The sequence below is a fragment of the Solimonas marina genome (genome assembly GCF_012241385.1).
GTDB lineage: Bacteria > Pseudomonadota > Gammaproteobacteria > Nevskiales > Nevskiaceae > Solimonas > Solimonas marina.
Genome location: NZ_JAAVXB010000017.1, coordinates 1 through 12,118 on the forward strand (window position 1 = coordinate 1; position 12,118 = coordinate 12,118).

Below are 12,118 nucleotides of genomic sequence, written 5' to 3' on the forward strand. Positions count from 1 at the left end.
CAGCCGCACCCTTCACAACATTGCGCTTCGTGAGCGCGATTTCCTTCAACATGGCGCTGTCTCCCGACGTTGCCTGCGTCCCGAGATCGGGCGGGACGCTTCCCCGTACAGCAACTCTCAAACCAACGCGCTACGTATCGCGCGCATAACTTGCTTAGCTGCCCAGACAACAGCCAAACCCGTTGCCATGACGACAAAGCCAGCTGCAAGTGCCTGCGACAGCTCGTCGCTGTTCAGCTCGGCAGGGTCGAACGGCTCCGCCACGACGACGTTTTGAACAGCGCCCTCGCCCTGAGCGCACACGGCGAACTCATTGCCGTTGCCATCCTGAGCTACGGACAGAGAGGACGACGGGCAGACGAACATCGCGACGGTAGTCATCGATCGAACTCGTTAAGCGGCTTTCGACGACGAAAGAACGGGCTTCAGAATGAGCTGACCACGCACGGACAACTTGCCGAAGTCACCGGCGTAGAAGTTCGACGGATCCAGCTCATACATGCCAGGCGCCGGGGGATTGCCGCCCTTGGCCACGTCAAACTTGATCGCGAACGGATACTTCGCACAGCCGTGAACGTAGGCGTTCACTTCCTTGAAACGCATGATCTCGCCAGTCTTCTTGCTGACGACTTCACGCTCCTCGAAACCCACCACCTCGATTTTCAGATTCACGATCAAACCTCCAAGAGAATGCGGACGAATTCCCGCGCCTGCGACGGGTTGACCTCCAGGAGGTCGAGGAAATCAGAGACGGCATGCGGGCCGCCGTTCTCGGCTACGTCGAGCACTTGAGCACGCCACTCATAGGGAAGACGAAGAAGGGCACGCCAGCGATTCGCGGGAATGACGCTCATAACGAAGCTGTCTTCGTCGACGTGGCGCGCAAGCTCTTCGTCAGTGCGATCCTCGATCGCTAAGGCGGCCTTGAGGCCGCGTGCCCACACGAGTTGACGCTGACCAAGCGTCGCTTGTGCGAACTCGCTGAAGGCTTCGGCAGCGTCTCGATCGCCATCACCAGCGGCGCGAAGAAGTTGCCACGCATTGCGGCTGGTCTTGCGACCGCGTTTCGTGGCGGCGCTAGCGAGTTCTCGGGCAGAACCCCAGGTCTGTTCGTGGCCGATCTTCGAGAGGTACTCGGAGGCATCCCAGGACCACCGCAGATCGACGCCACGTGCGTTCGGTTCGTCCAGGCCCGACATGACGCTTACGCGCTTCCAGACGTTCAGCAGGACTTCGGTAGCATGGACGCGGATACGGTCGTCCTGCGGGCAGTCGGTCAGCCACAGCTCGTGGAAGTGCGGATGCCAGCCATTCGCGCCACGCGTGATTTCGGTTGCGCGGATGAAGCCGACACGGCCCAGGGATTCGACAAGCTTTTTGACTTGGCGGTCGTTGCGAAAACGCTTCATAGCACCTGCAAGACCACGAAGGCCGCCTTTACGACGATTGCCGAGAAGAGCCGACAGCTCGTCGGAAATGTCGTGCGGCGTCGTGAGGGTCACGAAGAGAGCGGAACCGCCGGCAGCGGCATGCACGGTATGCGCGGCGGCAATCTCGATGCGGCGCAGTTCGCAGATGCGAGCACTACAAACCGGACAGACCCAGACAGAGCCGCAGACACAGGCGCCCGCGAAGCTTGCGCGGGCGATGGACGGCGAGTAGCGAACGGCGACGGCCTCGCCGCTGAAGTGCAAAAGACAGCGCACCGTCCGCCATTCGCGACCACGGGGGTGGGGGACGTCGCGCAACAGGGTAGCGGCGGTGCGCTGAAGCTCGTAACGACGCTGACGGGCTTCGCGCTTGGCGGCCGTTTCGTCGTCGAAAGACTGTGACGCCGAGGTGTATACACAATTAGTGGGGGTGTCCGACGATGTATCGGATGCGGAAGCGTGGACACAATTGGTAATAGATACCAAGGTATTGGTAGGCGCACCGGATTGGTGCGTTTCGTCCTGGTGGCTCATGCGCCCAGGACCTCGCGATTACGTTCAGCCAAGTCGAGGGCGAAGAGCGACGAGAGCGTCGCCAGGTCACGGCGCACCTGCGCGGCATACGTGAACCCGGCAAGCTCGGCTTCGAGCGCGTCGGTCAAATTGCGCTCGGCCATCACCGCGCAGCATTTGATCTGCTGGCGGATCGATGCCGCTTCAGCTTCCGAAAGTTGATTTTCCACAGTGCACCCCATGTGTCCCCTAAAGCGGGACCGATTGTCCACCAATAGGGAACTAAATGTCCACCCTTGAGGGACGTACCACTATGGTTTACTGTTTCCAGTTCACCAATGAGGGACCGAAATGAGCCTCGAACTTTTGGATAAGGCGAAAGACGCGCTAGGCAGCGACTACGCTACGGCGAAGTACTGCAAACGCGCACGATCGTTCGTGAACAAGGTCCGCAGCGGGGAACGGCCGATGCCTGATTGGATGGCATGGAAACTGGCCGAACTAGTCGGTGCTGATCCGATGGCGGCGCTGCTCGACAACAAAATTAAAACCGCAAAGGACGACGACGAACGTGCAGTGTGGTTTCGGTGCGCGGAGCGAGTACAGCAAGCAGAAGGAATTGCCGCTGTAGAGGTTTCGGAAACGAAAACGCCGGCACAGGGCCGGCGTCGTCGTGTGTTGGTAGGCGCGATTGGATTCGAACCAACGACCCCTACCATGTCAAGGTAGTGCTCTAACCAGCTGAGCTACGCGCCTATGGGTCTTGCGAAGGGCGCGAACAATACCGTGTCGCCCTCCGGCATGCAAGCAAAATCGTTCGGTGACGGGCTCCTGTCAAAAATTTCAGGTTCTGTTTCAAAGAACTGTCGTTTTGCTGTCATGACCGACAGCTAGGGTTCACGCGGTCGATGGCCATTGCCGTCGCGCACGCGCTTTCCCTACCCATGGAGCCCCCAACATGTTTCGCAAAGCCGCTGTGACCGCGCTGTCCGCGTTCACTTTGACGCTCATCGTGGCAGCCTGCAGCAACAACAACCACGACGCGTCGTCGGGTGAATCGACGTCGCCGCAGGACGCCCTGACGACCGCCACGCCGATCAAGCATCTAGTCGTGATTTATGGCGAGAACATTTCGTTCGATCATTATTTCGCCACCTATCCGAATGCGACGAATCCGGACGGCGAGACGAGTTTCACCGCCGCGTCGGGTACGCCGACCGACATCAACACGCTCGAATACGCCAATCTGCTGACCAGCAACCCGAACTCGACGAACACGGCGAATGGCGACGGTGCGGCCGACCCGTTCCGTCTCGATGTCACGCAGGCGGCGACGGCCGACCAGAACCACGCGTATACGCCGGAAGAAGAAGCGGCCGACAACGGTGCGATGGATCTGTTCCCGCTCTACACCGGTCGTGGCACCAGCGGCGGTAGCGGTGCATTCGGTACCACGGGTCAGGTCATGGGCTATTACGACGGCAACACCGTCACCGCGCTGTGGAATCTCGCGCAGGGCTTCTCGATGAGCGACAACGCGTTCAGCGATACCTACGGTCCGTCGACGCCGGGCGCGCTTGAAGCAATCGCCGGCCAGACCAACGGCGTGACGATCGACGCGGACGGCAGCGGCACGGGCGTGCCGAGCAGCCACCTGATCGACGACGGCCAGGGCGGCTATACGCTGATCGGCGACATCGATCCGACCGGCGACGTCTGCTCGAGCTCGACGTCGGGCACGATCAGCATGCAGGGCAAGAACATTGGCGATCTGCTCAATGATGCCGGCATCACCTGGGGCAGCTTCATGGGCGGCTTCGACCTGACGACGCAGAACGACAATGCGACGACGGGCTGCTCGCGCAGCACGTATTCGGACACGGTCAGCGAAACGGTCACCGACTACATTCCGCATCACGCCTGGTTCCAGTACTACGCGTCGACGCTGAACGCCGACCACACGCGTCCGAGCTCGACCGACCGTATCGGTTACAGCACGGAAGCCGACGGCACGACGGCCGAACCGGCCAACCACGAGTACGACGTCAACGACTTCTATACGGCGGTCAAGGCGGGCAACTTCCCGTCGGTCGCGTATCTGAAGGCGCCGGCCTACCAGGACGCGCATGCGGGTTACTCGGATCCGGTCGACGAGCAGGCGTTCGTCGCCAAGGTCGTCAACTTCATCGAGCAGCAGCCGGACTGGAGCAGCACCGCGATCATCGTCGCCTACGATGACTCGGACGGCTGGTATGACCACAGCTACGCAGCGCCGACGCATGCGTCGTACAGCGCCGATGCCGACGCGCTCAACGGTGCGTCGACCTGCGGCAGCGGCACGCAGCCCAATGGCGTCAACGGCGAGCCGGTCAACGGCCGTTGCGGCCCTGGCACGCGCATCCCGTTCCTGGTGATCTCGCCGTGGGCGCGCGTCAACTACGTCGGTCACACACAGATCACGCAGGCGTCCATCGTCAAGTTCATCGAAGACAACTGGCTGGGCGGCGAGCGCATCGGCGGTGGTTCGTTCGACTCGACGACCGGCGATATCGAAGGTCTGTTCGACTTCTCAGGCAGCGGCGACGCGGCCAAGGTCTGGCTCGATCCGTCCACCGGCGCGGTGCTCGACGCGGCGCCGAGCAGCGACTGACGTCCTCGCGCGATACACGCTGATTCAGGCCGTGGCGTCCCCTTGGGGCGCCACGGCTTCTTCCGTTCTCCCGCTGCAACCGGTCTTTGCATTCCACATCATGAGTCGCCGCGCCGTTGTTTCCGTTTCTGTTGTCGTCGTGCTCGCACTGTTGGCGGGTGTCGCGCTCTATGGCGCCACGCTGCGCGCACAGGCACGCGAGATGCTGGGTTACAACCCGTACCCGCTTCGCTTGCATCGCCCCAAACAACGGCCGCTCAGCGCGATGGCGCGGCTGGGCGAGCAGCTGTTTCATGATCCGTCGCTGTCGGCTTCGGGCAAGCAGTCGTGCGCGTCCTGCCACGATCCGGCCCACGACTACGGACCGCCGAACGCCTTGCCGGCCCAGCTCGGCGGCCCCGAGCTGCAGCAGCAGGGCATGCGCCCGCCGCCGTCGCTGAAGTATCTGGAGCGCCAGCCGAACTTCAGCATCGGTCCCGACAATCCGCAGAACGAGAACGTCAACCTGCAACAGCTGGCCGCGCAGGCGGCCGACACGCAGCGCGGCACCAAGCAGGCCGGTGTGGCGCCGGCAAAACCGGCGATGGTGCCGCAGGGCGGCATGTTCTGGGACGGCCGCGCCGACAATCTGCAGGCACAGGCTTATGGGCCGCTGCTCAATCCATTCGAGATGGCGAATCCGGATGCCGACGCGGTGGCGGCCAAGCTCGACAAGCCGCAGTACCGCAAGGCGCTTGAACAACTGTTCGGGCCGAACATTTTCAACGATTCACGACTGCTGGTCGCCGAGGCGACATCGGCCATCGCGCGCTACCAGTTCGAAAGCCCCAAATTCCATCCGTACGACAGCAAGTACGACGCGTGGCTGGAAGGCAAGGCGCGTTTCACCGCGCAGGAAAAGCGCGGCTACGCGCTGTTCAATGATCCGCAGAAAGGCAATTGCGCAGCCTGCCACGTCGATCAGCCGACGCCGGATCACCTGCCGCCGCTGTTCACGGATTTTCAGTACGAAGCGCTGGGCGTCCCGCGCAATCCGCAGCTCAAGGTCAACGATGATCCGAATTATTTCGACATCGGCCTGTGCGGGCCGATGCGCTCCGACATGAAGGCGCAGACGCAGTACTGCTCGATGTTCCTGACGCCGACGTTGCGCAATACCGCGCGCCGCCAGGTCTTCTTCCACAACGGCCGCTACCACAAGCTGGAGGATGTGGTGCGCTTCTACGATCTGCGCGAGACGCAGCCGGAGCGGATCTATCCGAAGGGCGCGGACGGCAAGCTGCAGCGCTATGACGACGTGCCGCCGGCCTACCGCGCCAACATCGACCGTATCGACGCACCGTTCGATCTCAAGCCCGGCGACACGCCGCCGCTCGACGAGCAGGACATTCGCGACATCGTCGCGTTCATCGGCACGCTCAACGACGGCTGGATGCCACGGCAGTAGGGGAGGGAGCTGACCGCAACGCGGCCACCGATCAGGCGGCCGCGTTGCGTAATGCCTGTTCGCGCAGTTTGCGGATCTCGTCGCGCAGCTTGGCGGCGGCCTCGAACTCGAGGTTCATGGCGTGCTGCTTCATGTCCTTTTCGAGCTTGGCGATCTTCTTCTTCATCTGCTCGGGCGGCAGGATGTCGTAGCGGGCCTTGACCTCGGCGGCCTTCAGCGCGGCGCCGACCTGATAGTCCTCGTAGCCGTAGCGCATGACGTCGGCGATGCGCTTCTGCACACCCTTGGGCGTGATGCCGTGCGCCTGGTTGTATTCGATCTGCTTGGTGCGGCGCCGATCGGTCTCGCCGAGCGCGCGCTTCATCGAGTCGGTCTCGCGGTCGGCGTAGAGGATCGCCTTGCCGTTGAGGTTGCGCGCGGCGCGGCCGATGGTCTGGATCAGCGAGCGCTCGGAGCGCAGGAAGCCCTCCTTGTCGGCGTCGAGAATCGCCACCAGCGAGACTTCGGGAATGTCGAGGCCCTCGCGCAGCAGGTTGATGCCGATCAGCACATCGAACAGGCCCAGGCGCAGGTCGCGAATGATCTCGGCACGCTCGACGGTGTCCACGTCGGAATGCATGTAACGGACCTTGACGCCGTTTTCGTGCAGATAGTCGGTGAGATCCTCGGCCATGCGCTTGGTCAGCACCGTGACCAGCACACGCTCCTTGGCCTCGGCGCGCAGGCGAATCTCGCCGAGCAGGTCGTCGACCTGCGTCGAGGCCTTGCGAATTTCGGTCGGCGGATCGACCAGTCCGGTCGGGCGCACGACCTGTTCGGCGACGGCGCCGTCGGACTTGTCGAGCTCGTAGGGTCCGGGCGTCGCCGACACGTAAATGGTCTGCGGGCAGATGCGCTCGAACTCGTCGAAGCGCAGCGGCCGGTTGTCGAGCGCACTCGGCAGGCGGAAACCGTATTCGACCAGGGTTTCCTTGCGCGAACGGTCGCCCTTGAACATCGCGCCGATCTGCGGAACGGTGACGTGTGACTCGTCGAGCACGACGATCGCATCCGGCGGCAGATAGTCGAACAGACACGGCGGCGGCTCGCCCGGATTGCGGCCGGACAAATAGCGCGAGTAGTTCTCGATGCCGTTGCAATAGCCGATCTCGCGAATCATTTCGAGATCGAAGTTGGTGCGTTGTTCGATGCGTTGCGCTTCGAGCAGTTTGTTCTGCAGGCGCAGCAGCTTGATGCGCTCGTTCAGCTCGTCGCGAATCTCGTCGAAGATGCTGACGATCTTTTCGCGCGGTGTGACGTAGTGCGACTTCGGGAACACCGTCACGCGCGGCAGCTTGCGCTTCAGCTCGCCGGTCAGCGGGTCGAACTCTGATATCGACTCGATCTCGTCGTCGAACAGCTCGACGCGAATCGCCGCGGCGTCGCTTTCGGCCGGGTGGATGTCGATGACTTCGCCGCGTACGCGGTAGGTGCCGCGTTCCAGTGCCACCTCGTTGCGCACGTACTGCATCGACGTCAGCTGACGGATCAGCTCGCGCTGCGGCAGGCGCTCGCCCTTGATCAGGTGCAGCACCATCTGGAAATACTGTTCCGGATCGCCGAGGCCGTAGATCGCCGATACCGAGGCGACGATGATGGTGTCGCGCCGCGTCATCAGTGACTTGGTCGCCGACAGCCGCATCTGCTCGATGTGGTCGTTCACCGAGCTGTCCTTCTCGATGAAGGTGTCGGTGCTCGGCACGTACGCTTCCGGCTGGTAGTAGTCGTAGTACGAGACGAAGTACTCGACCGCGTTGTCCGGAAAGAACTCCTTGAACTCGCCGTACAGCTGCGCCGCCAGCGTCTTGTTCGGCGCCATGATCAGCGCCGGGCGCTGCAGTTCCTGAATGACGTTGGCGATGGTGTAGGTCTTGCCGGAGCCGGTGACGCCGAGCAGCGTCTGCGCCGCCAGTCCGTCGCGCAGGTTCTCGGTCAGGGCGGCGATCGCCGTCGGCTGATCACCGGCCGGCGGCCAGTTCGCCTTCAGCTGGAACAGATGGGCGTCGCGGTCCTTGAGACGACGATCTTTGAGCGCTGTACGCGGAGCTTCCTGCATCGGAAATACCTGGGGCCGAGCCGGCCGCGATCAAGAGACCGTCTAGATTACCGCACCAGGATGGTGGGCGGCCGACGAACGTTCCGGCCCGGCGGTCCGGGCGGCTCAAGATTTTCGGTTGGCGGCCAATAAAGAGGGCAGATACCGGGCAAACCCCTCAGACCAGGATTCTCCCCCATGCTGCCGATCATCGGTTCCATCGTCGTCATTCTGAGCGTGATCGGCGGCTACATCGCCTCGCACGGTCATCTGGGCGCGCTGTGGCAGCCGTTCGAGCTGGTCATCATCGGTGGCGCGGCGCTCGGCGCGTTTCTGGCGTCCAACACCGGTGAGGTCGTCAAGGAAACGTTCAAAAGCTGCCTGTCGATCCTCAAGGGGCCGAAGTACGGCAAGGCGCAGTACCTGTCGATCCTCTCTTTGCTCTACGACGTGCTCAGCAAGATGCGCAAGTCGGGCGTCATGTCGCTGGAGGATGATGTCGAAAACCCCGGCAACAGCGAACTATTCAAGAAGTACCCGGAAATCGTCACCGACCATCACCTGCTGGAATTCATGACCGACTGTCTGCGGCTGATGATCGGCGGCAACATCAATCCGCACGAGCTGGAGCCGCTGCTGGAGCTGGAGCTGGAGACGCATCATCACGCGGCGCTGGCCCCGGCGCATGCCTTGCAGAAAGTGGCCGATGGTCTGCCGGGTTTCGGCATCGTCGCCGCGGTGCTCGGCATCGTCATCACCATGGGGGCGCTCGACGGTCCGGTCAACGAGATCGGCGCCCATGTCGCCGCTGCGCTGGTCGGTACCTTCCTCGGTATTCTGCTGGCCTACGGATTCGTCGGCCCGCTGGCCGCGGCGGTCGAGGCGCGCGCCAACGAAGACAGCCGAGCCTTCGAATGCGTGAAGGCCGCGCTGCTCGCCAGTCTGCGTGGCTACAACCCTATCGTCGCTGTCGAATTCGCGCGCAAGTCGCTGAACTCGAAGATGCGTCCGGCGTACACGGCGCTCGAAACCCACCTGAAGGGCAACCGGTAACGCGCCGTGGCCAACGAAAGTGCGGAAATCATCATCCGCCGCGTCAAGAAGGTTCAGGGCGGCGGGCATCACGGTGGTGCGTGGAAGGTGGCGTACGCCGATTTCGTGACGGCGATGATGGCGTTCTTCATGGTGATGTGGATTGTCGGCATCAGTGACAAGCAGCAGCGCGCGGCGATCTCCGACTACTTCAACAATCCGAGCGCGACCATCGGCACCGCGCAGCAGCCGGCGGCGGGCGCCAATGGCCCGGGCGGGCCGTCCAGCTCGGTCATCCAGCTCAATGGCTCGATGAACCGGCCGATGATGGACGACGTCGTGCAGCGCGAGAAGCTGCCGCCGTCCAGCCCCGAGGAAGCGCGCAAGGTCGCGCAGGAGCAAGACCGCAAGCGCCTCGAAGCGCTGCGCGTCGAATTGATGAAGGCGATCAGCCAGAGCCAGGCGCTGGAACCGTTCAAGGATCAACTGCTGCTCGACATCACCAAGGAAGGGCTGCGCATCCAGATCGTCGACAAGCAGAATCGGCCGATGTTCGATCTTGGCGGCGCGTCGCTGAAGTCATATACGACGACGATCCTTGCCGAGCTCGCGAAGTTCATCGACACGGTGCCCAACCACATCAGCATCACCGGCCACACCGACACCACGCAGTACGGCAACGACGGCGGCTATACCAACTGGGAGTTGTCGACCGACCGTGCCAATGCCGCACGGCGCGCGCTGATCGCCGGTGGCATGCAGGCCGACAAGATCGATCGCATCGTCGGTCTGGCGTCGACCGTGTTGTTCGACAAGCAGCACCCGGACAATCCGATCAACCGCCGTATCAGCATCATCGTCATGAATCAGGACACCGAAGCCGATCGCCGCAACGAGGCGGCGGCGGTCAGCGACGTGCCGACGCCGGCCGACGGTGTGGTCGCCGCGACCGGCGATGGGGCTGCGACCGTCGGCGAGGCGCCAGCAAGTGTCCCGGCTGCTGCGCCGGCCGCCGCAACGGCCGCGGCGGTGCGCGCATCGTCGCCCTGAGCGACGCTCAGGAGCGCAGCGACTCCAGCGTCTCCCAGCGCGCGTAGGCGCCGGCCAGCTCGGTTTCGATCGCGGTCAGGCGCTTTTGCACGTCGACTGCCTGATCGGGCTTCTCGGCGTACAGCGCCGCCAGTTTCAGGCCCAGCGCTTCTTGTTCCGTTTCGAGCTTCTCGATCTTGGCCGGCAGGTCGGCGAGTTCGCGCTTGTCCTTGCTGCTCATCGCTGGCTTGGTGACGGCCGGCGTCGGCGCTGCCGTGGTGGCGGGCGTGGCGGGCTTGGTGGCCGGCGCTGATTTCGCCGCCGGCGTCGGGCGCTGACGCAGCCAATCTTCGAAGCCGCCGACGTATTCGCTGATGCGGCCGTCGCCTTCGAAGGCGAGGGTGCGCATCACCACGTTGTCGACGAACGCACGGTCGTGTGAGACCACCAGCACCGTGCCGTCGAAGTCGTTGAGCAGTTCTTCGAGCAGGTCCAGGGTTTCGACGTCGAGGTCGTTGGTCGGTTCGTCGAGCACCAGCAGGTTGGCCGGCTGGCTGAACAGTTGCGCCAGCAGCAGACGCGAGCGCTCGCCGCCGGACAGTACATGCGTCGGGCTGCGTGCACGGTCCGGCGTGAACAGGAATTCCTGCAGATAGCTCATGACGTGCTTGCGCGCGCCGCCGATCTCGACGAACTCACGGCCGCCGGCGATGTTTTCCCAGACCGGCTTGCTCTCATCCAGCGTCGAGCGCAACTGGTCGAACCAGGCGATTTCCAGATTGCTGCCAGTGCGCACTTCGCCGCTGTCCGGCTGCAACTGGCCGAGCAGCAGGCGCAGCAGCGTGGTCTTGCCGGCGCCGTTGGGTCCGATCACGCCGATCTTGTCGCCGCGCAGAATGGTCGTCGAAAAGTTGCGGCAGATGGTCTTGTCGTCCCAGCGATAGCTGAGGTTCTTGGCCTCGGTGACCAGCTTGCCGGAGCGCTCCGCCTCCTGGACGGTGAACTGCGCGGTGCCCTGCAGCTTGCGCCGCTGCGCGTACTGGTCGCGCATTTCGTAAAGGCGTTTGACGCGGCCCATGTCGCGTGTGCGCCGCGCTTCGATGCCCTTGCGGATCCACGCCTCTTCCTGCGCCAGCTTCTTGTCGAACAGCGCGACTTCCTGCGCCTCGGCGTGCAGGCGCTCCTCGCGGCGGCGCAGATAGTTGTCGTAGTCGCCCGGCCAGCTGGTTAGCTGGCCGCGATCGAGTTCGACGATGCGCGTCGCCAGGCGCCGCAGGAACGCGCGGTCATGGGTGATGAACAGCAGCGCGCCGGACCACGACACCAGAAAGTCTTCGATCCAGGCGATCGAATCGACGTCGAGATGGTTGGTCGGCTCGTCGAGCAGCAGCAGGTCCGGTTCCGAGGCCAGCGCGCGGCCGAGCAGCGCGCGGCGCTTGAGGCCGCCGGACAGCGCGTCGAAATCGGTGTCGGGCGGCAGCTCCAGACGCGAGACGATGCTGTCGATGCGCGCATCCAGCGCCCAGCCGTCCTGACTGTCGAGGACGTGCTGCAGCTTGCCGAGGCGGTCGAGCTGGTTGGGATCGCGTTCCAGCAACTGGTAGTACTCGGCCAGCGCCTCGCCGACTGCGCCGGCGCCGGACGCCACCACGTCGCGCACCGTGCCGGTCAGGCCCTTGGGCACGTCCTGCGGCATCTCGGCGATGCGCAGCGCCTGGCTGCGGATCACGTCGCCGTCGTCGGCCTGCTGCTGACCGGTGACCACGCGCATCAGCGTCGACTTGCCCTCGCCGTTGCGGCCCAGCAGGCAGACGCGCTCGCCGCGCTCGATCGCGAAGTCGACGCCGTCGAGCAGCGGCGGACCGCCGAAGCGCAGGGTGATGTTCTTGAGCGCGAGAAGCGTCACGTGGGGTTCCAGGAGGGGCGGCAACGGGGCGGCAATT

At 63.7% G+C, this 12,118-nt stretch carries 9 protein-coding genes, 1 tRNA gene and 1 pseudogene; 4 read left to right on the plus strand and 7 right to left on the minus strand.

Features of this window, described 5'->3' with window-relative positions:
* Positions 1–117: 117 nt before the first annotated feature.
* The 5 genes from G7Y82_RS19900 to G7Y82_RS19920 form a co-directional block, all read right to left on the minus strand.
* Positions 118–381, minus strand: a complete 264-nt coding sequence (locus tag G7Y82_RS19900) for a hypothetical protein (RefSeq protein WP_168149891.1) — start codon at positions 379–381, stop codon at positions 118–120.
* Between the two features lie 12 nt (positions 382–393).
* On the minus strand, positions 394–672 hold the full coding sequence (locus G7Y82_RS19905; protein ID WP_168149892.1) for a single-stranded DNA-binding protein: 279 nt from the start codon (positions 670–672) through the stop codon (positions 394–396).
* A gap of 2 nt (positions 673–674) precedes the next feature.
* A complete protein-coding gene (locus G7Y82_RS19910) occupies positions 675–1,964 on the minus strand; it encodes a rep family protein (RefSeq protein ID WP_168149893.1) in 1,290 nt (429 codons plus the stop codon).
* The gene (locus G7Y82_RS19915) at positions 1,961–2,173 is read right to left on the minus strand and encodes a hypothetical protein (RefSeq protein ID WP_168149894.1); all 213 of its coding nucleotides are present in this window, start codon (positions 2,171–2,173) and stop codon (positions 1,961–1,963) included. The genes G7Y82_RS19910 and G7Y82_RS19915 overlap by 4 nt, the downstream gene beginning before the upstream one ends.
* Before the next feature lie 449 nt (positions 2,174–2,622).
* A tRNA-Val gene (locus G7Y82_RS19920) sits at positions 2,623–2,699 on the minus strand.
* Between the two features lie 202 nt (positions 2,700–2,901).
* Here G7Y82_RS19920 and G7Y82_RS19925 point away from each other — a divergent pair.
* Positions 2,902–4,593, plus strand: coding sequence for a phospholipase C (locus tag G7Y82_RS19925; RefSeq protein ID WP_168149895.1), 1,692 nt, complete (start codon positions 2,902–2,904; stop codon positions 4,591–4,593).
* Positions 4,594–4,693: 100 nt separating this feature from the next.
* Positions 4,694–6,040, plus strand: a complete 1,347-nt coding sequence (locus G7Y82_RS19930) for a cytochrome-c peroxidase (RefSeq protein WP_168149896.1) — start codon at positions 4,694–4,696, stop codon at positions 6,038–6,040.
* A gap of 31 nt (positions 6,041–6,071) precedes the next feature.
* On the opposite strand, the gene uvrB is transcribed toward G7Y82_RS19930, so the two are convergent.
* Positions 6,072–8,135 (minus strand): excinuclease ABC subunit UvrB, encoded by a 2,064-nt coding sequence (gene uvrB / locus G7Y82_RS19935; protein WP_206370925.1) that lies wholly within the window; start codon positions 8,133–8,135, stop codon positions 6,072–6,074.
* A gap of 177 nt (positions 8,136–8,312) precedes the next feature.
* Here uvrB and motA point away from each other — a divergent pair, with 177 nt between their 5' ends.
* Together motA and motB are read left to right on the plus strand one after the other, a co-directional pair.
* Entirely contained in the window at positions 8,313–9,167 is an 855-nt protein-coding gene (gene motA / locus G7Y82_RS19940) for a flagellar motor stator protein MotA (RefSeq protein ID WP_168149897.1), read from the plus strand.
* Positions 9,168–9,173: 6 nt separating this feature from the next.
* Positions 9,174–10,061: pseudogene (gene motB / locus G7Y82_RS19945) on the plus strand (flagellar motor protein MotB); the annotation flags it as partial.
* Positions 10,062–10,203: 142 nt separating this feature from the next.
* Here the strand turns inward: motB and G7Y82_RS19950 are convergent.
* Positions 10,204–12,081: an ATP-binding cassette domain-containing protein gene (locus G7Y82_RS19950; RefSeq protein WP_168149899.1), complete on the minus strand. Its 1,878-nt coding sequence runs from the start codon at positions 12,079–12,081 to the stop codon at positions 10,204–10,206.
* Between the last annotated feature and the right edge of the window lie 37 nt (positions 12,082–12,118).

What these genes read in the sequence shown, in the direction of transcription:
- G7Y82_RS19900 (WP_168149891.1), bottom strand. Translation starts at nt 381, where the DNA reads ATGACTACCGTCGCGATGTTCGTCTGCCCGTCGTCCTCTCTGTCCGTA.
- G7Y82_RS19910 (WP_168149893.1), bottom strand. Translation starts at nt 1,964, where the DNA reads ATGAGCCACCAGGACGAAACGCACCAATCCGGTGCGCCTACCAATACC.
- G7Y82_RS19925 (WP_168149895.1), top strand. Translation starts at nt 2,902, where the DNA reads ATGTTTCGCAAAGCCGCTGTGACCGCGCTGTCCGCGTTCACTTTGACG.
- G7Y82_RS19930 (WP_168149896.1), top strand. Translation starts at nt 4,694, where the DNA reads ATGAGTCGCCGCGCCGTTGTTTCCGTTTCTGTTGTCGTCGTGCTCGCA.
- uvrB (WP_206370925.1), bottom strand. Translation starts at nt 8,135, where the DNA reads ATGCAGGAAGCTCCGCGTACAGCGCTCAAAGATCGTCGTCTCAAGGAC.
- motA (WP_168149897.1), top strand. Translation starts at nt 8,313, where the DNA reads ATGCTGCCGATCATCGGTTCCATCGTCGTCATTCTGAGCGTGATCGGC.